A 22,470-nucleotide genomic window follows, 5' to 3' on the forward strand; every position below is an offset into this window, starting at 1 on the left:
ATACGAGACCGGGGCCACGTAGGGTTCGAGACATGACCACCTCGCAGCGCACGATCGGCTGGGGCGTCGTCGCCACCGGCTCCATCGCCCACAGCGTCGCCGGCGATCTGCGGCTGCTGGAGCACAGCCGGCTGGCCGCGGTCAGCTCCCGCCGGCTCGACCGCGCCGAGGCGTTCGCCCGCGAGCTCGGCGTCGACCGCGCCTACGACGACGTCCGCGCTCTGGTCGACGACCCCGCGGTCGACGTCGTCTACGTCGCGACGCCGCACGCGCAGCACGGGCCGGTCGTCCAGCTGGCCCTCGACGCCGGCAAGGCGGTGCTGTGCGAGAAGGCGTTCACGACGTCGCTGGCCGACACCACGCGGCTGGCCGAGCTGGCCCGCGAGCGGGGCGTGTTCTGCATGGAGGCCATGTGGACGCGGTTCAACCCGCTGATCGTGCAACTGCGGCAGCTGGTCGCCGACGGCGCCATCGGCGACGTCCGCGCGGTCTCGGCCGACCTCGGCTTCGTCGCCCCGGCCGACCGCACCGACCGGCTGTGGGACCCGGCGCTGGGCGGCGGCGTGCTGCTCGACGTCGGCATCTACCCGGTCGCGTTCGCGCAGATGCTGCTCGGCGCGCCGTCCGCGCTGACCGTCACCGGCAGCCTGAACGAGCAGGGCGTCGACAACGAGGCCGGGCTCTTCCTCACCTGGCCCGGGGGCGTACGGGCGCACCTGGACGTGTCGCTGGTCTCGCCGATCCCCGGATCCGCGCTGGTCATGGGCACCACGGGACGCATCGAGGTGCCGCCGAGGTTCCATGCCGCCACCACCATGCGGCTGGTGCACGCGCCGGCCCGCGGCGTCGAGGAGACCCAGACGTTCGAGTGGGAGAAGGAGGGCCGCGGCTACGTGCCGATGCTGCGCGCCGTCGCCGAAGCGGTCCGGCAGGGCCGGACCGAGTGCCCGGAGATGCCGCTCGCGCACACCGTCGAGATCGCCGACATCCTCGAGCAGGCGCTGGCCGGGCTGGGCGTCCGGTATCCGGAGCCGGCGCCGCTGGGGTGAGCGTCTTGCGGGTCGAACCGCTGACCGACGCGCTGTGGCCGGCGTTCGACGAGCTCATGGCCGACAGCGGCGAACCGCGACGACGTCCGGGTGGTGCTCGCGGCCGGGCCGCCGCCCGGGCTCGTGCGGCCGGGGCGCCCGCCGTCGAGGCAGATCCGCTGGACGGCGCGGTCTCGCCCAGCTCCACCAGCACGGGCTACGCGTCGACGTTCGTCCGGGCCGGCTTCCGGGAGATCGCGCGGCGGTCGCCGGAACGGCCGGTCATGCGGCTGGTGTGGGGCTGACGGCGTCCGCGTCGCGTGGGTGGACGGCCGTTGCTGCCGTAGGCTCGTGACATGAGTGCCCGGCGCATCATGGGAATCGAGACCGAGTACGGCATCTCGGTGCCCAGCAACCCGGCGGCCAACTCCATGCTGGCCTCGTCGCAGGTGGTCAACGGCTACGCGGCCCAGCGTGCCCATGCGCGGCGGGCGAGGTGGGACTTCGAGGAGGAGAACCCGCTGCGCGACGCGCGCGGGTTCGAGCTGTCCCGCGGGGGCGCCGACCCCAGCCAGCTCACCGACGAGGAGATCGGGCTGGCCAACCTGATCCTCACCAACGGCGCCCGGCTCTACGTCGACCACGCCCATCCCGAGTACTCCTCGCCCGAGGTCACCTCGCCGCGCGACGCCGTCATCTGGGACAAGGCCGGCGAGGCCATCATGGGTGTCGCGGCCACGTGGGCCGGCCGGTTGCCGGGCGCGCAGCCCATCCAGCTGTACAAGAACAACACCGACAACAAGGGCGCCTCGTACGGCTGCCACGAGAACTACCTGATGAACCGGTCGACGCCGTTCGCCGACATCGTCCGCCACCTCATTCCGTTCTTCGTCTCCCGGCAGGTCGTGTGCGGCGCCGGGCGCGTCGGCATCGGGCAGGACGGCAGCGGCCACGGCTTCCAGATCTCGCAGCGCGCCGACTACTTCGAGGTCGAGGTCGGGCTGGAGACCACCCTCAAGCGGCCGATCATCAACACCCGCGACGAGCCGCACGCCGACCCCGAGCGATACCGCCGCCTGCACGTCATCCTCGGCGACGCGAACCTCTCGGAGATCTCGACCTACCTCAAGCTCGGCACGACGGCCCTGGTCCTCGCCATGATCGAGGACGGCTTCCTCGTCGGCGACCTCGCGGTGTCGCGGCCGGTCGGGGCGCTGCACGACGTCTCCCACGACCCCACCCTCGGTCACCTCGTCGAGCTCGCCGACGGCCGCCGCCTCACCGCCGTCCAGCTGCAGACCGAGTACGCCGAGCAGGCCCGCAAGTTCGTCGAGGACCGCTACGGCGCCGACGTCGACCCCGTCACCGCCGATGTGCTGGCCCGCTGGGAGGCGACCCTGCACGCGCTGGCCACCGACCCCATGTCGCTGTCCGACCAGCTCGACTGGGTGGCGAAGCTGGCCCTGCTGCAGTCCTACCGCGACCGCGACGGCATGGACTGGACGCACCCGAAGCTGCACCTCATCGACCTCCAGTACGCCGACATCCGCCCGGAGCGGGGGCTCTACCGGCGGCTGGTGGCCAAGGGCCGCATGCAGCGCCTCATCACCGACCGCGACGTCGACGACGCCGTGCACCTGCCGCCCGAGGACACCCGGGCCTACTTCCGCGGCCGCTGTCTTGACAAGTACGCCGAGTCCATCGCCGCGGCGTCCTGGGACTCCGTGATCTTCGACCTCCCCGGCCGCGAGGCGCTGCAGCGGGTGCCCACCCTCGACCCCAGCCGCGGCACGAAGGCCCACGTCGGCGACCTCCTGGACCAGTGCGACACGGCGGGCGACCTCGTCAGCGCACTGACCCAGCGCTGAGGTTCTCGGGCTCGGCGCCGGTCGCCGCGGGTCCGCTGCGGTGGCCGTGGGTTGCCGCGTTCGCCGCTGTGCGGCCGTTGGCCGTCCCCCTGCTGCCCATTTCTTCGCCGCGGCACCGCGCCTCAAGCGAAGCCGAATGGCGCTTCGCGCGCGGGACACCGCTTGACCCGCGGCGCCGCGGGTCAGGAACGGGCAGCTATCAGGGGGATTGGGAAGTGCGGTCACAGCCCGCCCGGTGCACCGTCCGCCGCCCAGCGCGGCGTTCGCCGTTGCCCGGGTTCGTGCCGATGGCAGTGGGCCCGTCCTCGATACGGGGGTCGCGTTTGGGGCGCCGTTGGAGGCCGGTTCTCGTGGTTCTGGCTATCGAGGTCGATTCTGGGTGCCGTTTGGGCTGCGGGTGGTGGTGGGCGGCACGGCGCCGTTGGCTTCACTCGTGTGGCGTGCACTTCACCCGCCGTGGCGCCGGATGACGGCCGTTGTCGGCGGCCATGCGGTCCTGGCGCGGGTGAGGTGCCCCGGCGCGCGTGAAGCCACCCCCCGGGCGGCTGTTGATCATGGAGAAATCGGGGTTCCGGCGCACTGGGAACCCCGATTTCTCCATGATCAACTTGGTGATGGGGGGCCACGACGGGCCAGCATCACGGCGGCGAACCCCAAGGCGTGCCCAGACTTCCCCCGGATAGGTGCCCGTACTTGGCCGCGGGACCGTGGGTCAAGCGGACCTTCGCCGCGCGAAGCGCCCCACAAGTCCGCTCGAGGCGCGGTGGCGCGGCTGAGAGAATGGGCGCCAGGGGGACGGCCCACTGCCGCAAAGCGGCGAACGGTCGGCCAACCCACGGAACGCCTGGCGAACGCCGAGTTGGCCGGGGGAACGCCGAGTCGACCCCGCCCGGAGTCGGTTGCGCTGTCGGCGTAAGAAGAAAATCTCTGCCCCGATCCGGCGTCCCGGGGCGGCAAGATGTCACCACTCCTGGATAGGGTCGTTCTCAAGGCGACCAGGTGGAGGTTGGCGATGGCGCGTGAGACGACCGGTGGTCACAAGCAGACCCGGAAGAACGAGGACGCCGAGGACACCGCGGCGACCGAGTCGAGCGAAGAGCTCAAGGAGCGACAGGACAAGATCGACGACGACGTCGACTCCATCCTCGACGAGATCGACGAGGTGCTGGAGGAGAACGCCGAGGACTTCGTCCGTTCGTTCGTGCAGAAGGGTGGAGAGTAAGTGGTTGATGTCTCGCGTATCGGCAGCCTGCCGGCGGAGTTCCTGACTCCGGGGACGTCGTCGTTCACCGAGTTCCTGCGGCTGTACTCACCCGAGTTGCTGCCGGGGAACCGGGTTCCGGCGGGCGCCGATCTCGGTGGTCTCTCCCCGCACGCCACCACGCTGGTGGCCACCACGTTCGTGGGCGGGGTGGTCATGGCCGGCGACCGGCGGGCCACCATGGGCAACATGATCGCCCAGCGCGACATCCAGAAGGTCTTCCAGGCCGACGAGTACTCGGCGGTCGGCATGGCCGGCTCGGCCGGGCTGGGCCTCGAGCTGATCCGGTTGTTCCAGCTCGAGTTGGAACACTACGAGAAGATCGAGGGCACGGTGCTGTCCCTCGAGGGCAAGGCCAACCGGCTGTCGCACATGATCCGCGGCAACCTCGGCATGGCCATGCAGGGCCTCGCGGTCGTGCCGCTGTTCGCCGGGTACGACCTCGCTACCGGCGGCGGCCGCATCTACTCCTACGACGTCACCGGCGGGCGCTACGAGGAGCACCAGTTCTTCTCCGTCGGGTCCGGCTCGGTGTTCGCTCGCGGCGCACTGAAGAAGCTCTACCGCGACGACCTCACGGCCGACGACGCCATCGCGGTCACCGTCCAGGCGCTGTACGACGCCGCCGACGACGACTCCGCGACCGGCGGGCCCGACCTGCAGCGGCGCATCTTCCCCATCGTGGCGGTGGTCGACGAGACCGGCTACCGGCAGCGCGACGAGCAGGCCGTCGCGCAGATCGTCGAAGAGGTCGTCGCCGGCCGCGAGATCCGGCCCGACGGCCCGGTCGCGCCGCTGCGCTGACCGGCCACCACCCCAGCACCCAGCCCGCAGGAGAGGAATCGTCGGTGTCGATGCAGTTCGGATACGTCTCGCCCGAGCAGATCATGAAGGACCGGGCCGACTACGCCCGCAAGGGCATCGCCCGCGGCCGGTCGGTCATCGTGATCCAGTACGCGGGCGGCATCCTGTTCGCTGCCGAGAGCCCGTCGCCGTCGTTGCACAAGATCAGCGAGATCTACGACCGCATCGCGTTCGCCGCGGTCGGCAAGTACAACGAGTTCGAGAACCTCCGCCAGGCCGGCGTGCGCATGGCTGACCTGCGGGGCTTCTCCTACGACCGCGTCGACGTGTCGGGGCGGGCGCTGGCCAACGTGTACGCGCAGACGCTGGGGACGATCTTCACCCAGGACCCGAAGCCGTACGAGGTCGAGCTGGTGGTGGCCGAGGTCGGGCAGACCATCGAGACCGACCAGATCTACCGCATCACCTACGACGGCTCGGTGGCCGCCGACAGCGGCTACTCCGTCATGGGCGGCGCCGCCGAGCAGGTCGGCCGCTACGTCGGCGAGCACTTCACCGAGGGTGCGTCGCTCGAGGGTTCGCTGCGGCTGGCCGTCGACGCGCTGGGCCGCGACACCGACGAGCCGCGGCAGCTGGTGCCCGCGTCGCTCGAGGTCGCGGTGCTCGACCGCGAGCGCCCGCGGCGCACGTTCCGGCGGCTCAGTGGGCCGGTCCTCGACTCGTTGCTCGACCGTGGCGGTTCCGACACCCCGCCACAGGCCGACTCCGAGGGCTCGGGCGACTAGGCTCGAACCATGGATCGCCGCATCTTCGGTCTCGAGAACGAGTACGGCGTCACGTGCACGTTCCGCGGGCAGCGGCGGCTGTCGCCCGACGAGGTCGCCCGCTACCTGTTCCGCCGGGTCGTCACGTGGGGCCGCAGCAGCAACGTCTTCCTGTCCAACGGTGCGCGTCTGTACCTCGACGTCGGCAGCCATCCCGAGTACGCCACGCCCGAGTGCGACAGCATCACCGACCTCGTCACGCACGACAAGGCCGGTGAGCGGGTCCTCGAAGGGCTGCTGGTCGACGCCGAGAAGCGGCTGGCCGAAGAGGGCATCGCCGGCGATGTCTATCTGTTCAAGAACAACACCGACTCCGCCGGCAACTCCTACGGCTGCCACGAGAACTACCTGGTCGGACGGCATGGTGAGTTCTCCCGGCTGGCCGACATCCTGATCCCGTTCCTGGTCACCCGGCAGATCATCTGCGGCGCCGGCAAGGTGCTGCAGACGCCGCGGGGCGCGGTGTTCGCCGTCAGCCAGCGGGCCGAGCACATCTGGGAGGGCGTCTCGAGCGCCACCACCCGCAGCCGGCCCATCATCAACACCCGCGACGAGCCGCACGCCGACGCCGAGCGCTACCGCCGGCTGCACGTCATCGTCGGCGACTCCAACATGAACGAGTGCACCACGCTGCTGAAGGTGGGTGCCACCGACCTCGTGCTGCGCATGATCGAGGCCGGTGTGGGGCTGCGCGACATGACGCTGGAGAACCCCATCCGGGCCATCCGCGAGATCAGCCACGACCTCACCGGCCGCCGCAAGGTCCGGCTGGCCGGCGGGCGCGAGGCGTCCGCGCTGGAGATCCAGGAGGAGTACTTCACCAAGGCCCGCGACTTCGTCGAGCGCCGCGAGCTGGCCACGCCGGCCATCCAGCGGGTGCTCGAGCTGTGGGAGCGCACCATCAAGGCCATCGACTCCGCCGACCTCTCGCTGGTCGAGGGCGAGATCGACTGGGTGACGAAGTACCGCCTCATCGAGCGCTACCGCGCGAAGCACAACATGACGCTGACCCACCCGCGGGTCGCGCAGCTCGACCTCGCCTACCACGACATCCACCGTGGTCGCGGCCTGTACTACCTGCTCGAGAAGCGCGGCCAGGTGCAGCGGGTGGCGCGCGACGTCGAGATCTTCGAGGCCAAGTCGGTGCCGCCGCAGACCACCCGCGCGAAGTTGCGCGGCGAGTTCATCAAGCGGGCCCAGGAGCGCCGCCGCGACTTCACCGTCGACTGGGTGCATCTGAAGCTCAACGACCAGGCACAACGTACGGTGTTGTGCAAGGACCCGTTCCGGTCCGTCGACGAGAGGGTCGCTCGCCTCATCGAGGGCATGTGAGCGTAAGCTGCCTGCCGCAGCCCGTTCAGGTAGTTCTCAGGTGCAGCGCTTAGGGTTGCCGTTTCGTCGGACCACACAGCCCGCGATAGAGATGAAGGACTAGTTCACCGTGCGCAGACGACAGGCTCTGGCCGCTCTGATCGTGTCATCCGCCCTCGCGCTCTCCGCCTGCGGGGGCGACGACGGCGGCGACGGCGACTCCACCGCCACCACGGACCTGGGCGTCGAGGTCTCCGGCGCGCAGGGCGAGAAGCCGACGCTCACCATCCCTGACGAGGACCCGCCCGAGGACCTGCAGATCGAGGTCATCGACGAGGGCGACGGCGACGAGGTCGGCGAGAACGACGTCGTGGTGGCCAACTACCTCGGCCAGACGTGGGCGCCGCGGCCCCCGGCCTCGGACGCCCCGGTCGAGCCGCCCGCCGACGACCCCGCCGCGAGCGAGACTCCCGCCGAGGGCGACGTCGGCGGTGCCACCACGCCCGACGCCGAGGCCAGCGCCGACCCGTCGGCCGACGCGGGCTCCGGTGACGCCGAGCCGTACGTCTTCGACAACTCCTACGACCGCGGCAGCGCGGCCAGCTTCTCGCTGAACCAGGTCATCGACGGCTGGAAGGAGGGCCTGGCCGGCCAGACCGTCGGCTCCCGCGTCCTGCTGTCGATCCCGCCGGACCAGGGCTACGGCGCCCAGGAGGGCCACGACCTCCAGAACGACACGCTGGTCTTCGTGGTCGACATCGTCGACTCCATCGACCCCACCGCGCACGCGTCCGGTGAGGCCGTCGCCGACCTCCCCGCGGGCCTGCCCACCGTCACCGACGGCGAGGACGGCACCGCGCCGACGCTGGACTTCGCCAGCGCCACGCCGCCCGAGGCCTCCGACTCCACGCTGGTCATCACCGGCGACGGCGACGAGTTGGGCCCGAACCTGGTGGTCAACATGGTCCAGGCGTCCTACCCGGACGGCGCCGACGTCATCACGACGTGGGACGAGGGCCAGGCGCCGCTGACGCTGGCCGCCGAGCAACTGGCCGGCATCCCCGGCCTGGCCGAGGCGCTCACCGGCGGCACGGTCGGCAGCCGCGTGGTCAGCCGCATCTCCGCCACCGACAACGCCAACGCCGACGGCACCGAAGGTACGCCGCTGGTGCTGGTCATCGACGTCATCGGGAGTTACTGATGGGACTCAACCGACCCGAGATCGACTTCGTCGGCGGCGACGCCCCGGCGGACCTGCAGATCACCGACCTCACCGTCGGCGACGGCGCCGAGGCCGCGCCGGGCGCGACCGTCCTCGTCCACTACGTGGGCGTGGAGTTCGAGACCGGTGAGGAGTTCGACGCGTCGTGGAACCGCGGCGCCCCGATCGAGTTCCCGCTGCGCGGCCTGATCAAGGGCTGGCAGGACGGCATCCCGGGCATGCGCGTGGGCGGCCGCCGACAGCTGGTCGTCCCGCCGGACCAGGCCTACGGCCCGGCCGGTGGCGGCCACCGCCTGTCGGGCAAGACGCTGGTCTTCGTCATCGACCTGCTGGACGTCAAGTAGCCGAGTTCCTCTCGCGGACTCCCGTCACCCCTCGGGTGGCGGGAGTTCGCGCGTTCCGGGCAACCTTTCCGGACGTCTCGGTGTCTGGAGGGGTGTGCGCAACAACGGGTTCGACGATTTCGTGGCCGGGTGGTCCAGCCGACTGCTCCGCTCGGCCTACCTGCTGACCGGAGACCGGGGCCTCGCCGAGGACCTGCTCCAGGACATGTACGAGCGCCTGTACGTGGCCTGGCCGCGGGTCACCGATCCGGTGGCGTACGCGCACCGGGCGCTGACCCGGCACGCGATGAATCGCTGGCGGATGCGGTCACGGCGGCCCGCCGAGGCCGCTCTCGGCACGGAGCACGACCGGCCAGACCACCGCGCGGACGCCGTCGAGGCGTTGCACGAGCGCGCCGTCGTGGTGTCCGCGCTGCGGACGCTGCCGGCGCGGCAACGGGCGGTGGTCGTGCTGCGGTACTTCGCCGACCTCTCGGAGGCCGACACGGCGGTGGCGATGGGCTGCTCGGTCGGCACCGTGAAGAGCCAGACAGCGCGCGCACTGGCCCGGCTGCGGACAGTGCTGCCGGTCATCGACGACACCAGAGTCATTTCGGAGGACAGGTCATGACCCACGACGAGAACGCCCTGCGCGCTGCCCTGACGGCGGCGACGGCGTCGGTGGACCCCGAGGCGGACGCGGTGCGCCGCGCCCGCGAGGGCGGCCGCCGCCGGCTGCGCAGACACCGAGTGCAGGTGGGTGCTGCCTCGGTGCTGACGGCGGCGGCCGCCGTCACCGGGCTGGTGCCACTGTTCGGTGGCGGTTCGGGCCCGGAGACCCTGGCGCCCCAGCCCGCCGGGTCGGGGCAGGCGGCGTTGCCGACCGCGGCCGCGGAGCCCTGCGAGGACCAGCCCGGCTACGGCTACGAGATCACCCCGGCCGAGTTGCCGGACGAGGTCCGGCTGCTGTGGCCGGACGACGGGCGGCTCGAGGTCGGCGAAGCCTGGCCGCGGATGGAGACCGGCCCGTGCAGCGGCGGCGAGCTGAGCCTGGCCGGCGTGGACGACGACGGCGTCATCGAGCGGCTCGCCACCGTGTTCGGCCCGGAACCGGCCTCCGTGGTGCCGGCCGGCACGGCGCCGGGCACGCTGGTGCCGGGACCGGAGGACCACGAGGCGGGGCGGCGTGACCTCGCGTGGCTGCTGCCGGACGGTCAGCAGTTGCGGATCGACGCGGACGGCTTCACCCCCGCGCAGCTGGAGGACCTGGCGGCCACGGCCACCCTGACGGACGGCGCCGTCGACCTGGGCGACTGGCCGGCCGAGACGGCGCTGGAGTACGTCGGCGACCCCGGGGCCGCGTCGTCGACCCAGTACGTCTGGGAGGTGTCGGGCTCGCAGGGCTCGCTCAGCGTCCAGACCGCGTCCGGTGGCATCTACGGCTGGGGACTGGCCGGCGACCGCATCGTCGACCTCGACGGACAGCCGGCCGTGCTGCGTGGCACGGACCGTGTGGTGTGGGCGCCGGCGCCCGGCGTGGTGGCCTCGCTCACCGTCGCCGAGGGCCTGGATCCGCTCGAGGTGGCCGCCACCGTCGGCCCGGTGCCGGCCGATGACCAGCGGCTGGCCGACGCGGACGCCCCCGAGCCGGGCGAGAGCCCGTCGGCTGACGGTGAGACGCCGGCTGACGGTGAGACGCCGGCTGACGGTGAGACGCCGGCGTCAGGGGACACGACGCCGACCCCGTGACCACCGTCGGCGGGCGGTTGTCGGTGCCCGCCCATAGGGTGGGCCACCCACCCGAACGGGAGGGGTCCACCTAGCGGCACAGACGTCGCTCGCCGGTCACGCCGGCCGACCCGGTCACCCGGTCACGCGAGCCGACCTGGTCACGCCGGCCGACCCGGTCACCCGGTCACCCGGGCCAATCTGGCCACCCGGGCACGCGAGCCGACCTGGTCACGCCGGCCCGACCCGCCCCACCCGAGTTGATCATGGAGACGTGCAGGTTCCGGAGGATCGGGACCTGCACGTCTCCATGATCGACGGGTTGGGGTGCGGGAGGGTCAGCCGTCGTGCTGGAGCAGGGCGCCGGCGTGCCGGCCGGCGGCGGCCGCGGCGAGGAAGTAGGCGCCGTCGTCCTCCAGGCCGCGGCCCATGGTGGACAGGCCGACGGGTGCGGCCGCCAGGGCCTCCTCCAGGCCGTCGACGGCCACGGAGACGACGTTGTGCCGGTTCTCCAGCCGGGCCGCCTGGGTGCGGACCTTCTCGCCGAACTCACCGGGCAGGTCGGGGACGACGATGTCGGCCGGCGCCAGCGCGACCCGGCCGTACGCCGTCAGGCTGTGGTGCGACACGCCGTGGTGCCGGGCCCGAGGGTCGGCCGAGCTGACCCGCAGCGACCCCACCGGCCGCCCGCCCAGCACGACCGCCGCGTTGACCGCCTCGCCGCACGCGACGCCGGAGAACCCCCAGCGGGTGCCCGTGCCGAGGTTGCCCGGCCCCTGCGTCACGACGGCGACGTCGGCCTCCAGGACGTGTTTGGCGGCCAGCAGCCCGGTGTGCAGCGTCACGGCCTCCAGATCGCCGCCGAAGGCCTGTCCGACGGTGACCGTGCCGGCCAGCCAGCCGGCCTCGCGAAGCGCCGCCGCGGTCTTGCTGAACCAGAGCGGCAGCGCGCCGCCGTCGGTCATGACGTAGGCCACCCGGACGTCGGCGGGGAAGGCCGCCGACGTCGTCAGCCCGGCGAGGATGGCCGGCAGCGCCGAGTGCAGGTCCGCCGTCACGACCGGCAGCCCGTCGAGGTCGTCGGCCTCGCGCAGCAGTTCGTGCCACTCGGAGTCCTGCTCGTCGACGCCGAGGACGGTGGCCTGCAGCGGCGTGTAGCGGGCCTTGACCAGGTGCCCGGGACCCGGCTCGGGGTCCGGCGGCAGCTGGTTCGGCACGGCGACGACCAGCGCGTAGCCGCCGGTGCCCAGGCCCATGGCCAGGGCCGTGGTGTTGAGCACGACGATCTCGCCGGGCCGCGGCCGCCCGACCAGGTGGTCGTAGGCCAGGGCGCGCACCTGCTCGCCCTCGACCTCGACACGCAGTTGCGTGGCACCGGGCCAGGAGGCGTCTACTGTTTTGACAACACCGTTTCGCCAGCGAATCACGCGTTGAGACTAGCTATTGGCTAGTCTCGCGCTGGCAAGGGATTGGGGGTAGGCGTGTCGCAGGCGGCCAAGAGCGAGCGGCTGATGAACCTCGTCATCTGTTTGCTCGTCGCGCGCGGGTACGTGCCGAAGAGCCGGATTCGCGAGGTGGTCGGCGGGTACGGCGACCAGACCGACGAGGCCTTCGAGCGGATGTTCGAGCGCGACAAGGAGGAGCTGCGCGAGGTCGGCATCCCCATCGAGACCGGCGGCTTCGACCCGCTCGGCGACGAGGAGCCCGGCTACCGCATCCTGCGCCACGAGTTCGAGCTGCCCGAGATCCGGCTCGAGCCCGACGAGGCCGCCGTCGTGGGGCTGGCCGCCCGCGTCTGGCAGCACACGTACCTCTCCGAGGCCTCCAGCAACGCCGTGCTGAAGCTGCAGGCGGTGGGCGTCGAGGCCGACACCCGCTCGCTGGGCGCCGTCGAGCCGCGGGTCGGGGGAGAGGAGCCGGCGTTCTGGCCGCTCTGGGAGGCCGTGCGCGACCGCCGGCCGGTCGCCTTCCAGCATCGCAAGAGCTCGACGGCCGAGCCGCTGCTGCGCCACGTGCAACCGTGGAGCGTGCTGTCCTGGCACGGCCGCTGGTACGTCGTCGGCTTCGACACCGGCCGCGAGGCGGCCCGCATGTTCCGCATGTCGCGCATCGTCGGCGACGTCCGGCCCGACGGCGCTGCCGGCGGCTACGAGGTCCCGGCGCCCGAGACGGTCCGCGAGGCGGCCGCCAGCCTGGCCCCGCCGGAACGCTCGCCCGTCCTGCACGCGGTCGTCCGGGTCCGGCACGGCAGCGGGCACGGCCTGCGCCGGCGCGCTACGTTCGTAGCGACGGACGCGACCACCGGATGGGACGAGGTGACGGTGCCCTACACGAGCAACCAGGCCCTGGCCGAAGAGCTGGTCAGCCATGGTGCCGACGTCGTCGCCGACCAGCCGGTCGAGCTGCGCGACGCCGTCGTCGAGCGCCTGCGCGCCATCCTGGCGGTGCCGGCGTGACGCCGGCGAAGAAGCCCGCGGCGAAGACGACTCCCCGGAAACGGGCGGCCGGCCGGGCCACCGCGCCCACCCGCCGGGCCGACAGCGCGCAGTCGCAGGTCACCCGGCTGCTGTCCATGCTGCCGTACCTGCGTTCGCACCCCAGCGCGAAGGTCTCCGAGGTGGCGGCGCTGTTCGGGGTCACCGAGCGGCAGGTCATCCGCGACCTCCAGGTGCTCTGGTTCTCCGGCCTGCCCGGCCTGCAGATGGGCGACTACATCGAGGTCGACATGGAGGCGGTCGAGGGCGAGGGCATCATCAGCGTTTCCAACGCCGACTACCTCGCCCGGCCGCTGCGGCTGCGCACCGACGAGGCGGTCGCGCTGATCGTCGCGCTGCGCACGCTGGCGTCGGTGCCCGGCTCGTTCGAGCGCGGCGCCGTCGAGCGGGCCATCACGAAGCTCGAGAACGCCGCCGGCGAGGCCGCTCAGCAGGCCGCGGCGGTGCAGGTGCAGGTCGACGGCGACGCGGTCGCCGATGTGGCCGCCACCGTGCGCGGCGCGCTCGACGCCAAGAACCGCCTGCACCTGTCCTACTGGGTCCCGGCCCGCGACGAGGCCACCGAGCGCGACGTCGACCCGATGCGGCTGGTCGTGGTCGACGGCCGGCTCTACCTCGAGGGCTGGTGCCACCGGGCCGAGTCGGTGCGGCTGTTCCGGCTCGACCGCGTGCTCGACGTCAAGGAGCTCGACGTCCCGGCCGAGGTTCCCAGCGAGGCGCGGCCGCGCGACCTCGACGGCGGGCTGTTCCAGCCGTCGCCCGATGACGAGTTGGTGACATTCGAGCTGACTCCCGCCGGCCGCTGGGTGGCCGACTATTACCCCTACGAGACCGCCGAGGAGCTGCCCGGCGACGCGCTGCTGCTGCGGTTGCGGGCCCGCGACCGCGCGTGGGTGCGGCGGCTGGCGCTCCGACTGGGCAGCACCGGCCGCGTGGTCGCGCCGGCCGACCTGTCCGCCGAGGTCACCGCCGCCGCCCGCGACGCGCTGGCCGCGTACGAGAGGTAAGGTCGGGCCATGTCCGCACTCGCCGCTTGGCTGTTCGTCGCGCTGGCCGTCGCGCTGGTGCTGGCCATCGTGCTGGTGGTGCGAGCCGCGTGGGTGCTGGTGCGCAAGCTCGGCGCGCTCGGCCGGGAGATGAACGCTCTGCAAGACGACCTTGACGAAACCGTAGGATCGAGGTTGAAGTAGTCTCCGGCACGCGTCCGGCATGCCAGGCCCGCCGAGCGCGGCGGGTACCATCGACGGGACGTCCCCGTCAGGAAGAGGTCGACCATGGGTAGCATCGGCACCTGGCAACTCATCATCGTCTTGGCCATCGTTTTCCTGCTGTTCGGGGCCAAGCGGCTGCCGGAGGCCGCGCGTGGGCTGGGTCGTTCGCTGAAGATCTTCAAGACCGAGACCGAGGGTCTGATCAACAAGGACGACAAGAGGGACGACATCACCGGCGAGGGCGCCCCGCAGGCGCAGCAGCCGGCGCCGCGCGCCGTCGAGCAGCAGGCCGCCCCGCAGCAGCCGGCTCCGCAGCAGGCCGACGACCAGCCGCGTCGCGACGCCTGACCGGCGTCGCGCTGAACCGACGTGGCCACCGTGATCGGCCGTCGGGGGAAGGGCTCCAAGCCGGAGCGTGACCCCGAGGGCCGCATGACCCTCACCGAACACCTGCGCGAGCTGCGCAACCGCTTGCTGTGGTCCGCGCTCGCGGTGGTGGCGTTCGGCATCCTCGGGTTCATCTTCCGCGAACGCATCTTCGACTTCCTCGTCGACCCGTTCGTCGACGCAGCCCGGGAGACCGGCCGGAATGCCGATCTGAACTTCCGCGAGATGCTCGACCCGCTGACGGTGCCGCTGCGCATCGCCATGCTCACCGGCATCGTGTTCGGCGCGCCGGTCTGGATCTACCAGCTGTGGGCGTTCGTCACCCCGGCCATGTACCGCAACGAGAAGAAGTGGGCGCTGGCCGTGGTCGGCGCGGCGGTGCCGATGTTCGGCCTCGGCGTCGTGCTGGCCATGTGGCTGATGCCGCGCGCGATGATCTTCATGCAGAACTTCGCGCCGGGCGACACCTCGATGCTGGTCGACTTCAACAGCTATCTCAGCTTCTCGATCCGGCTGGTGCTGGTCTTCGGCATCGGGTTCCTGCTGCCCATCTTCGTGGTACTGCTCAACGCCGTCGGCGTGCTGCGGCACGAGACGCTGGGCACGGCCCGGCGCTGGGTCATCGTCGGCATCTTCGCGTTCGGCGCCGTCGCCACCCCCACGGGCGACCCGCTCTCGCTGATGGTGCTGGCCGTCCCGATGTGGCTGCTGTTCGAGATCGCCGTCCTGGTCTGCCGTGTCATGGACAAGCGCCGCGACGCCGGGGCCACGGGCGGGCTGTCCGACGACGAGGCCACCCCGGACGACATGCTCGACGGCCTGGGCCGCGTCGACGACGATGACGACCGCCGCCGCCGATGAGCTCGCGCTCCTGATCAACCCGTCGGCCGGCCGTGGGCGTGGCGCCCGGGCCGGCCGGCGCGCCGCCCACCGGCTGGCCGAGGCGGGCATCGCGGTGCGCACGCTGGCCGGGCGCGACGTCCGCGAGGCGGCCGACCTCGCCCGTGAGAGCGTCGAGGACGGCGTGCGCGCGCTGGTCGTGGTGGGCGGCGACGGCATGGTCCACCTGGGCCTGCAGGCCGTCGCCGGCACCGGTACGGCGTTCGGCGTCGTCCCGGCCGGCACCGGCAACGACTTCGCCCGCGCGCTCGGCCTGCCTCTGCGCGACCCGGACGCCGCGGCGGACGTCGTCGCCGCCGGTCAGCTGCGCGAGGTCGATCTCGGCCGCACCCACGGTCAGTGGTTCGCCGGCGTCGTCGCCGCCGGGTTCGACGCCAAGGTGAACGACCGCGTCAACCGCATGCGCTGGCCGAGAGGGCCGCGCCGGTACGACCTCGCCACGTTCGCCGAGCTGGGCGTCTTCCGGCCGATCCCGTACCACCTCGAGCTGGACGGCGAGGTGCTCGACCTCGAGGCCATGCTGGTCGCCGTCGGCAACATTCCGTCCTACGGCGGCGGGCTGCACATCACGCCCGGCGCCGAGCTCGACGACGGCGTGTTCGACGTCGTCGTGGTGGCACCGGTGGGCCGGGCCACGCTGGTCAGGGCGTTCCGCCGGGTCAAACGGGGCACGCACACGGCGTACCCGTTCGTCACCGTGCACCGGGCCCGGCGGGTCAAGCTCGACGCCCCCGGCATCACCGCCTACGTCGACGGCGAGCGGCTCGGCCCGTTGCCCCGCACGTTCGACGTCGTACCGCGAGCCCAGCAGGTGTACGCCCCGTCCGGCGGGTTACCGTAGCCCCATGAGTTCGCCGGCGGAACGCTACGCGGCAGCATATGAGCGGCAACGCGATCCGTCCCCGCGGTTGCGGGACTTCCAGGCCGGCTACGGCTTCGAGCTCGACGACTTCCAGCTGCGTGCCTGCCGCAGCGTCGAAGCCGGCCGCGGCGTGCTGGTGGCGGCGCCGACGGGGGCCGGCAAGACGCTGGTGGGCGAGTTCGCCGTGCACCTGGCCCTCGAGGAGGGCCGCAAGTGCTTCTACACGACGCCGATCAAGGCGCTGTCGAACCAGAAGTACCACGACCTCGTCGAACGCCACGGCGAGGACATGGTCGGCCTGCTGACCGGCGACAACACCGTCAACGGTGAGGCGCCCGTGGTCGTCATGACCACCGAGGTGCTGCGCAACATGCTCTACGCCGGGTCGGCGACGCTGAACGGGCTGAGCTACGTCGTCATGGACGAGGTGCACTACCTCGCCGACCGGTTCCGTGGCGCCGTCTGGGAGGAAGTGATCATCAACCTCCCCGAGTCGGTGAGCGTCATCTCGCTGTCGGCGACCGTCTCCAACGCCGAGGAGTTCGGCGACTGGCTGACCACCGTCCGCGGCGACACCGACGTCGTCGTCGAGGAGAAGCGGCCGGTGCCACTGTGGCAGCACGTGATGGTCGGGTCGCGGCTGTACGACCTGTTCGGCCAGGGCGAGGCCGACGGCGAGGGCCGCCGGGTGGTCAGCCCGGAACTGGTGCGGGCCGGCCGCGACGACTTCCGTGGCTCCCGGCCCGGCGGACGTGCGAGCCGCGGCGGGCGACCGCCACGCCGTCCGCGCGGCACGTACACGCCGGGCCGGGTCGAGGTGCTGGAGAAGCTGGACGCCGCCGGGTTGCTGCCGGCGATCGTGTTCGTGTTCAGCCGGGCCGGCTGCGAGGGGGCCGTACAGCAGTGCCTGAGCGCCGGCGTGCGCCTGACGTCGCCGGACGAGCGGGTCGAGATCCGCGCGCTGATCGAGGAGCGGACGTCCGGCATCCCCGAGGGCGACCTGCACGTCCTCGGGTACCACGAGTGGGCCGAGGGCCTGGAACGCGGCATCGCGGCCCACCACGCGGGCATGCTGCCGACGTTCAAGGAGGTCGTCGAGGAGCTGTTCGTCCGCGGTCTCATCCGCGCCGTCTTCGCCACCGAGACGCTGGCGCTGGGCATCAACATGCCGGCCCGCACGGTCGTGCTGGAGCGGCTGGTCAAGTGGAACGGCGAGACCCACGCCGACGTCACGCCGGGGGAGTACACCCAGCTCACCGGCCGGGCCGGGCGGCGCGGCATCGACATCGAGGGCCACGCCGTCGTGCTGTGGCAGCCCGGGTTCGACCCCACGGCGGTCGCGGGGCTGGCCTCCACCCGCACGTTCCCGCTGCGCTCGTCCTTCCGCCCGTCGTACAACATGGCCGTCAACCTGGTCGGAGCGGTCGGCCGCACGCCCGCGCGGGAGATCCTGGAGTCCTCGTTCGCCCAGTTCCAGGCCGACCGCGCCGTCGTCGGCCTCGCCCGCCAGCTGCGCCGCGCCGAGGAGGCACTCGACGGCTACCGCGAGGCGATGACCTGCGACAAGGGCGACTTCCCGGAGTACGCCCAGCTGCGCCAGGCGATCAAGGACCGCGAGACCCAGCTGGCCCGCGAGGGGACGGCGCTGCGCCGGGCCGCGTCCGCCGCGGCGCTGGAGAAGCTGCGCCCGGGCGACGTCATCCGGGTGCCGACCGGCAAGTTCGCGGGGCTGGCCGTGGTCCTCGATCCCGGCATGCCCGGCGGCGGACCGCACAGCGGCGACGGCCCGCGCCCGACCGTCCTCACCGAAGGCCGGCAGGTGCGCCGGCTGTCGCTGATCGACTTCCCCAACGCGGTCGAGCCGCTGGCCAGGCTGCGCATCCCGCGCTCGTTCAACCCGCGGGTCCCGGCCTCGCGGCGCGACCTCGCGGCGTCGCTGCGCGCCAAGGCGCCCCATGAGGCGGACCGGCAGTACCACGGGCGGCGCCGCGGCCGGTCCGCCGCGGCCGACGACGAGGAACTGGCCCGCCTGCGCCGGCAGCTGCGCGACCACCCCTGCCACCGCTGCCCGGACCGCGAGGAGCACGCCCGCTGGGCCGAGCGCTGGCTGCGGCTGCGCCGCGAGGCCGACCAGCTGCAACGCCGGGTCGAGTCGCGCACCAACACCGTCGCGCGCCAGTTCGACCGCGTCTGCCGGGTCCTGGAGGACCTCGACTACCTGTCCGGCGACGAGGTCACGCCGTCGGGCCGGCGGCTGGCCCGGCTCTACGGCGAGCTGGACCTGCTGGCGGCCGAGTGCATCCGCCGCGACGTGTGGGCCGGCCTGGACCCCGCCGAGCTGGCCGGCGCCGTGGCCGCGCTGACCTACGAGTCGCGCCAGCCCGACGACTCGGTCCCGCCGCGGCTGCCTCCGGGCCGAGTGCGCGACGTGCTGGCCGAGATGGTGCGGCTCTGGGGCGACCTCGACCACGTCGAGTCCACCCACCGGCTGGACTTCCTGCGCGAGCCCGACCTCGGCTTCACGCACGCCGCCTGGCGCTGGGCCAGCGGCCACCAGCTGGACTCCGTCCTGCGCGACGCCGACCTCGCCGCCGGCGACTTCGTCCGGGCCATCAGGCAGCTGCTGGACCTGCTCGACCAGGTCGCCGACGCCGCGTCCGGCACGCCGCTGCGCGAGGCCGCGCGACTGGCGGCGGGGACGCTGCGGCGCGGCGTCGTGGCGTACGCGACACTCTCGGCCTGAGGAGACGACATGCGGCTGTTGGTCCTGGGCGGGTCCGGGTTCGTCGGGCGGGCGGTCGTCGCCGACGCCATGGCGCGCGGCTGGGACGTCACGACGTTCAACCGCGGTCTGCGCGATCCGGCCGGCGACGGCGTCGAGTCGCTGCGCGGCGACCGGCTGGACCCCGCGTCGCTGGGCGTGCTGGGCGGGCGGGAGTGGGACGCGGTCGTCGACACGTGGTCGGGCATCCCGCGGGCCGTCCGCGACAGCGCCGGCCTGCTGGCCGGGCGCGCCGGGACGTATGTGTACGTGTCGAGCCGGTCGGTGTACGCGCCGCCCGTCCCGCCGGGCGCCGACGAGTCCGCACCGGTGCTGGAATCGTCGCCTGACGCCGAGGACGGCGATTACGGCGAGCAGAAGGCCGGCGGCGAGCTGGCCGCGCGGGCCGCGTTCGGCGACCGCGCGCTCGTCGCCCGGGCCGGGCTGATCCTCGGCCCGTACGAGGACGTCGGGCGGCTGCCGTGGTGGCTCACCCGGGCCGCGCGCGGCGGCGACATGCTGGCGCCGGGACCGCGGGACCTGCCGATCCAGTACATCGACGGCCGCGACCTCGCCGCCTGGCTCGTGTCGTGCGTCGAGGCCGGGACCGGCGGGGTGTTCAACGCGGTCAGCCGGCCGGGCCACGCGACGATGGGTGAGCTGCTGGACGCCGTGGTGGCGGTGACGGGCGGGGCGGCCACGCTGCGCTGGGTCGACCCGCCGGCGATCCTCGCGGCCGGTGTGGTGCCGTGGAACGACCTGCCGGTATGGATCCCGCCGCGCCACGAGTTCGAGACGCTCGGCCTGCACTCCGCCGACGTCTCCCGTGCCGAGGCGGCCGGGCTGCGGCCACGGCCGGTCGGCGAGACCGTCGCGGACACCTGGGCGTGGCTGCGCTCCATCGGCGGCGCGGCGCCGCAGCGACCCGACCGGCCGGCGGTCGGCCTCGACCCGGAGGTCGAGGCCGCCATCCTGACGTCAGCCGGCTCGCTGTCGCCCTGACCCGCCTCCGCGCCCCCGACAGTTGATCTTGGAGTTCTTCGCGCTTGCGGGGTGATTCGTCCGTATGATTCCCCCATTTCTCCAAGATCAACGTGGGGGTGGGCGGCGCGGAAGGGCGGCTCGGGTCAGAACACCGCGTTCAGCACCGGAACGAGCTGCTGTTCCTCCCAGTCCAGGTGCGCCTCCAGCCGCTCGATCAGCGCATCGACCTCGGGCAGGACCGGCCCGTCGGCCTCGATCGCCTGCTGCAGCCGCGCGATCAGGTCCGCGACGACGCCGTGCTCGGCACGCAGCCGCTCGAGGACGTCCGCGAGGTCCGGCCGGGCCGCCGCGATGGCCGGGAACATGCCGCCGTCCTCGGCCGTGTGGTGGAAGTGCAGGCCGTGGCAGGCGCTCAGGCAGTTGACCCGCAGCTGCGCCGACAGCTTCGGGCCGGCGGCCGCGACCTCGGCCCGGACCAGGGCCAACTCGCGCCGGAACGACTCGTGGACGGTGGTCAGGAACGCGGCGGGGGAGTCGACGCCGGGGCCGCCGGGCGGGCCGGGCACCGGCGTCAACGCGACGACCGGCAGCCGGCGGCCGGAGCGTCGCTCGTAGTCCGCCCAGCCGGAATCGGCCTCGACCGCGCGCGCGAAGACCGCGTCGCGCTCGTCGCCGTCGAGCACCGCGGCGTCCGCATCGTAGGCGAACAGGCCGTCCTCGACGTGCACGCGCGGGTGGGCGACGAGGTTGTGGAACCAGGCCGGGTGGCGGGGCGCGCCGCCGGCCGAGCCGATGACGACGAGGCGGCCGCCGTCGTCGGGCAGGTAGCCGACGGGGACGGTGTGAGCAGCGCCGGAACGGGCGCCGGTGGTGGTGAGCAGGAGCAGCCGGGCTCCGTCGAACGGCCCGCCGACGCGGCCGCGGCTCGCGCGGAACTCGTCGACGACCTGCTGGTTGTAGTCGATGATCGGTGACCCTTCTTCTCCGGGGGTGTCGTGCGTGGAACGTGAGGAGAAGAAGGCGACGGCGGGCTCCTGGCCCGCCTGGTGGTCACTCGGCGGCCGGGAAACCCGTCCGCTCGCGGCCCATGGCCGACCCGGCAGTCACGACGTCGACCCTAGCACCGGTCAGCTCTGGCTGAAGTAGACCCGGGTGACGGTGTCGTCAGGGCCGAAGTCGACCATCAGCAGCTCGAAGTCGAGCGTCGTGGGCCGCGTCAGGTACGTCCAGCTGGCGTCGCCGGGCTCGCCGCCCTCGCCGAGCAGCTCCGCCGTCTCGGCCCGGGTCGCGTCGTCGAGCAGCCCGCAGTCGACCACGATGCCGGCCAGCCCGGACCGGCTCCCGCCCTGCTCGTAGTCGGTGGGGTCCAGACGCGCCCACTCGGCGCGGTCGAAGTCGCAGCTCGCCTCGTCGTCGCTGCCCGAGCAGCCGGTCGCGAGCACGACCAGAGCGACGGCCGCAAGGAACGTCGTGCGCATGTCCCCGAACCGCACGGTCAGGCCGGAGCGGGGTTGAACGCGTTGAGCACCCGGTTCAGCGAGGAGTCCAGCCCCCATCGGCCGGCCAGCTCGACCAGTGCCTCCGGGTCGGCCGGCGTCGTCGGCAGGGTGTCGTCGTAGTCGGGCAGCGGGACGTCGTGGCGCACCTTCACGACGTCGGGGGCGACGGCCAGGTAGTCGCGCGCGTCGGTGATCTTGCGGCGCAGCGTCGGCGACAGCTCCGCCTCCGGGTCGTCGACCGCCGCCAGCAGGCCGTCGATGCTGCCGAACCGGGTGATCAGGGTGCCGGCGGTCTTGTCGCCGACGCCGGCCACGCCCGGGAGGCCGTCGCTGGGGTCGCCGCGCAGCGTCGCGAAGTCGGCGTACGAGCGGCCTGGGATGCCGTACTTGGTGGCGACGACACTCTCGTCGACGATCTCGTGCCGGCCGACCCCACGGGCGGTGTACAGGATGCGCACACCCCGGTCGTCGTCGACCAGTTGGAACAGGTCGCGGTCGCCGGTGACGACGTCGACCGGGCCCTTGTCGCTGGACGCGAGCGTGCCGATGACGTCGTCGGCCTCGAAGCCCGGCACCCCGAAGTGCGCGATGCCCAGCGCCGTCAGCACGTCGAGGATGACCGGGAGCTGCGCGTCCAGCGCCGCCGGCACCTCCTCGATGTTGCGCGCGGCGTTGGCCAGCCGGTGCGCCTTGTAGGACGGCAGCAGCGCCACCCGGAACGCCGGGCGCCAGTCGGCGTCGAGGCACGCGACCAGCCGGGCGGGCCTGCGGTCGGTCGTCAGCCGCGCGATGAAGTCGAGCAGCCCTCGCACCGCGTTGACCGGCGTGCCGTCGGGAGCCTTGATCGACTCGGGCACGCCGAAGAAGGCGCGGAAGTACAGCGAGGCGGTGTCGAGGAGCATCAGGCGGTTCTCGGTCCCGGGCATGGTCGCCAGCCTACTGAGACCCGGCCCCGCCAGGCCGTTGACAGGCCCGGACGGCCGTCTTACGTTCGCAGAGGGG

At 72.7% G+C, this 22,470-nt stretch carries 23 protein-coding genes; 19 read left to right on the forward strand and 4 right to left on the reverse strand.

The window, feature by feature from the left end:
• The first annotated feature begins 32 nt into the window (after positions 1 to 32).
• The 11 genes from DZA62_RS09765 (at position 33) to DZA62_RS09815 (ending at position 10,390) form a co-directional block, all read left to right on the forward strand.
• The gene (locus tag DZA62_RS09765) at positions 33 to 1,049 is read left to right on the forward strand and encodes a Gfo/Idh/MocA family protein (RefSeq protein ID WP_116948702.1); all 1,017 of its coding nucleotides are present in this window, start codon (positions 33 to 35) and stop codon (positions 1,047 to 1,049) included.
• A gap of 5 nt (positions 1,050 to 1,054) precedes the next feature.
• Positions 1,055 to 1,333 carry a hypothetical protein gene (locus DZA62_RS09770; RefSeq protein WP_157987577.1) on the forward strand — a complete coding sequence of 93 codons (279 nt, stop codon included), beginning with the start codon at positions 1,055 to 1,057 and terminating at the stop codon, positions 1,331 to 1,333.
• Between the two features lie 51 nt (positions 1,334 to 1,384).
• Entirely contained in the window at positions 1,385 to 2,896 is a 1,512-nt protein-coding gene (dop, locus tag DZA62_RS09775) for a depupylase/deamidase Dop (protein WP_116948704.1), read from the forward strand.
• A 1,012-nt stretch (positions 2,897 to 3,908) separates the two neighbouring features.
• Complete coding sequence (locus DZA62_RS09780) at positions 3,909 to 4,118, forward strand: ubiquitin-like protein Pup (protein ID WP_116948705.1); 210 nt, start codon at positions 3,909 to 3,911, stop codon at positions 4,116 to 4,118.
• The gene (gene prcB / locus DZA62_RS09785; RefSeq protein WP_116948706.1) at positions 4,119 to 4,961 is read left to right on the forward strand and encodes a proteasome subunit beta; all 843 of its coding nucleotides are present in this window, start codon (positions 4,119 to 4,121) and stop codon (positions 4,959 to 4,961) included.
• Positions 4,962 to 5,011: 50 nt separating this feature from the next.
• On the forward strand, positions 5,012 to 5,746 hold the full coding sequence (prcA, locus tag DZA62_RS09790) for a proteasome subunit alpha (RefSeq protein ID WP_232827368.1): 735 nt from the start codon (positions 5,012 to 5,014) through the stop codon (positions 5,744 to 5,746).
• 9 nt (positions 5,747 to 5,755) lie between these two features.
• Entirely contained in the window at positions 5,756 to 7,117 is a 1,362-nt protein-coding gene (gene pafA / locus DZA62_RS09795; RefSeq protein WP_116948708.1) for a Pup--protein ligase, read from the forward strand.
• Between the two features lie 109 nt (positions 7,118 to 7,226).
• On the forward strand, positions 7,227 to 8,297 hold the full coding sequence (locus tag DZA62_RS09800) for an FKBP-type peptidyl-prolyl cis-trans isomerase (RefSeq protein WP_116948709.1): 1,071 nt from the start codon (positions 7,227 to 7,229) through the stop codon (positions 8,295 to 8,297).
• Positions 8,297 to 8,662, forward strand: a complete 366-nt coding sequence (locus DZA62_RS09805) for an FKBP-type peptidyl-prolyl cis-trans isomerase (RefSeq protein WP_116948710.1) — start codon at positions 8,297 to 8,299, stop codon at positions 8,660 to 8,662. The genes DZA62_RS09800 and DZA62_RS09805 overlap by 1 nt, the downstream gene beginning before the upstream one ends.
• A 94-nt stretch (positions 8,663 to 8,756) precedes the next feature.
• On the forward strand, positions 8,757 to 9,272 hold the full coding sequence (locus DZA62_RS09810; protein WP_116948711.1) for a SigE family RNA polymerase sigma factor: 516 nt from the start codon (positions 8,757 to 8,759) through the stop codon (positions 9,270 to 9,272).
• Complete coding sequence (locus DZA62_RS09815) at positions 9,269 to 10,390, forward strand: hypothetical protein (RefSeq protein WP_116948712.1); 1,122 nt, start codon at positions 9,269 to 9,271, stop codon at positions 10,388 to 10,390. The genes DZA62_RS09810 and DZA62_RS09815 overlap by 4 nt, the downstream gene beginning before the upstream one ends.
• 317 nt (positions 10,391 to 10,707) lie before the next feature.
• Here the strand turns inward: DZA62_RS09815 and DZA62_RS09820 are convergent, their stop codons facing one another.
• Positions 10,708 to 11,796 carry a DUF3866 family protein gene (locus DZA62_RS09820; RefSeq protein ID WP_116948713.1) on the reverse strand — a complete coding sequence of 363 codons (1,089 nt, stop codon included), beginning with the start codon at positions 11,794 to 11,796 and terminating at the stop codon, positions 10,708 to 10,710.
• A gap of 54 nt (positions 11,797 to 11,850) precedes the next feature.
• Here DZA62_RS09820 and DZA62_RS09825 point away from each other — a divergent pair, with 54 nt between their 5' ends.
• The 8 genes from DZA62_RS09825 (at position 11,851) to DZA62_RS09855 (ending at position 19,987) form a co-directional block, all read left to right on the forward strand.
• Positions 11,851 to 12,825, forward strand: coding sequence for a helix-turn-helix transcriptional regulator (locus tag DZA62_RS09825; protein ID WP_198663596.1), 975 nt, complete (start codon positions 11,851 to 11,853; stop codon positions 12,823 to 12,825).
• On the forward strand, positions 12,822 to 13,871 hold the full coding sequence (locus tag DZA62_RS09830) for a helix-turn-helix transcriptional regulator (protein WP_198663597.1): 1,050 nt from the start codon (positions 12,822 to 12,824) through the stop codon (positions 13,869 to 13,871). The genes DZA62_RS09825 and DZA62_RS09830 overlap by 4 nt, the downstream gene beginning before the upstream one ends.
• A 9-nt stretch (positions 13,872 to 13,880) precedes the next feature.
• A complete protein-coding gene (locus tag DZA62_RS35625; RefSeq protein ID WP_157987578.1) occupies positions 13,881 to 14,054 on the forward strand; it encodes a hypothetical protein in 174 nt (57 codons plus the stop codon).
• Positions 14,055 to 14,138: 84 nt separating this feature from the next.
• Positions 14,139 to 14,423, forward strand: coding sequence for a Sec-independent protein translocase subunit TatA (tatA, locus tag DZA62_RS09835; RefSeq protein ID WP_116948714.1), 285 nt, complete (start codon positions 14,139 to 14,141; stop codon positions 14,421 to 14,423).
• Between the two features lie 30 nt (positions 14,424 to 14,453).
• The gene (tatC, locus tag DZA62_RS09840; protein WP_157987579.1) at positions 14,454 to 15,323 is read left to right on the forward strand and encodes a twin-arginine translocase subunit TatC; all 870 of its coding nucleotides are present in this window, start codon (positions 14,454 to 14,456) and stop codon (positions 15,321 to 15,323) included.
• Positions 15,301 to 16,203, forward strand: coding sequence for a diacylglycerol kinase (locus DZA62_RS09845; RefSeq protein WP_116948716.1), 903 nt, complete (start codon positions 15,301 to 15,303; stop codon positions 16,201 to 16,203). The genes tatC and DZA62_RS09845 overlap by 23 nt, the downstream gene beginning before the upstream one ends.
• 4 nt (positions 16,204 to 16,207) lie before the next feature.
• Positions 16,208 to 18,967, forward strand: coding sequence for a DEAD/DEAH box helicase (locus DZA62_RS09850; RefSeq protein ID WP_116948717.1), 2,760 nt, complete (start codon positions 16,208 to 16,210; stop codon positions 18,965 to 18,967).
• Positions 18,968 to 18,976: 9 nt separating this feature from the next.
• Positions 18,977 to 19,987: an NAD-dependent epimerase/dehydratase family protein gene (locus tag DZA62_RS09855; protein ID WP_116948718.1), complete on the forward strand. Its 1,011-nt coding sequence runs from the start codon at positions 18,977 to 18,979 to the stop codon at positions 19,985 to 19,987.
• 125 nt (positions 19,988 to 20,112) lie between these two features.
• Here DZA62_RS09855 and DZA62_RS09860 read toward each other — a convergent pair whose 3' ends face one another.
• From DZA62_RS09860 to DZA62_RS09870, 3 genes are all read right to left on the reverse strand, one after another.
• A complete protein-coding gene (locus DZA62_RS09860; protein ID WP_116948719.1) occupies positions 20,113 to 20,937 on the reverse strand; it encodes a nitroreductase/quinone reductase family protein in 825 nt (274 codons plus the stop codon).
• A gap of 159 nt (positions 20,938 to 21,096) precedes the next feature.
• On the reverse strand, positions 21,097 to 21,447 hold the full coding sequence (locus tag DZA62_RS09865; protein WP_157987580.1) for a hypothetical protein: 351 nt from the start codon (positions 21,445 to 21,447) through the stop codon (positions 21,097 to 21,099).
• Positions 21,448 to 21,464: 17 nt separating this feature from the next.
• A complete protein-coding gene (locus tag DZA62_RS09870) occupies positions 21,465 to 22,394 on the reverse strand; it encodes a 5'-3' exonuclease (protein WP_232827334.1) in 930 nt (309 codons plus the stop codon).
• Positions 22,395 to 22,470 lie beyond the last annotated feature (76 nt).

This window comes from Jiangella endophytica, from assembly GCF_003427025.1.
Lineage (GTDB): Bacteria > Actinomycetota > Actinomycetes > Jiangellales > Jiangellaceae > Jiangella > Jiangella endophytica.

Coding starts and splice junctions, on each gene's coding strand:
- DZA62_RS09845 (WP_116948716.1), top strand. CDS start 15,301: ATGACGACCGCCGCCGCCGATGAGCTCGCGCTCCTGATCAACCCGTCG.
- prcA (WP_232827368.1), top strand. CDS start 5,012: ATGCAGTTCGGATACGTCTCGCCCGAGCAGATCATGAAGGACCGGGCC.
- DZA62_RS09865 (WP_157987580.1), bottom strand. CDS start 21,447: ATGCGCACGACGTTCCTTGCGGCCGTCGCTCTGGTCGTGCTCGCGACC.
- tatA (WP_116948714.1), top strand. CDS start 14,139: ATGGGTAGCATCGGCACCTGGCAACTCATCATCGTCTTGGCCATCGTT.
- DZA62_RS09855 (WP_116948718.1), top strand. CDS start 18,977: ATGCGGCTGTTGGTCCTGGGCGGGTCCGGGTTCGTCGGGCGGGCGGTC.
- DZA62_RS09815 (WP_116948712.1), top strand. CDS start 9,269: ATGACCCACGACGAGAACGCCCTGCGCGCTGCCCTGACGGCGGCGACG.
- dop (WP_116948704.1), top strand. CDS start 1,385: ATGAGTGCCCGGCGCATCATGGGAATCGAGACCGAGTACGGCATCTCG.
- DZA62_RS35625 (WP_157987578.1), top strand. CDS start 13,881: ATGTCCGCACTCGCCGCTTGGCTGTTCGTCGCGCTGGCCGTCGCGCTG.
- DZA62_RS09765 (WP_116948702.1), top strand. CDS start 33: ATGACCACCTCGCAGCGCACGATCGGCTGGGGCGTCGTCGCCACCGGC.
- DZA62_RS09780 (WP_116948705.1), top strand. CDS start 3,909: ATGGCGCGTGAGACGACCGGTGGTCACAAGCAGACCCGGAAGAACGAG.
- DZA62_RS09805 (WP_116948710.1), top strand. CDS start 8,297: ATGGGACTCAACCGACCCGAGATCGACTTCGTCGGCGGCGACGCCCCG.
- DZA62_RS09850 (WP_116948717.1), top strand. CDS start 16,208: ATGAGTTCGCCGGCGGAACGCTACGCGGCAGCATATGAGCGGCAACGC.
- DZA62_RS09870 (WP_232827334.1), bottom strand. CDS start 22,394: ATGCCCGGGACCGAGAACCGCCTGATGCTCCTCGACACCGCCTCGCTG.
- pafA (WP_116948708.1), top strand. CDS start 5,756: ATGGATCGCCGCATCTTCGGTCTCGAGAACGAGTACGGCGTCACGTGC.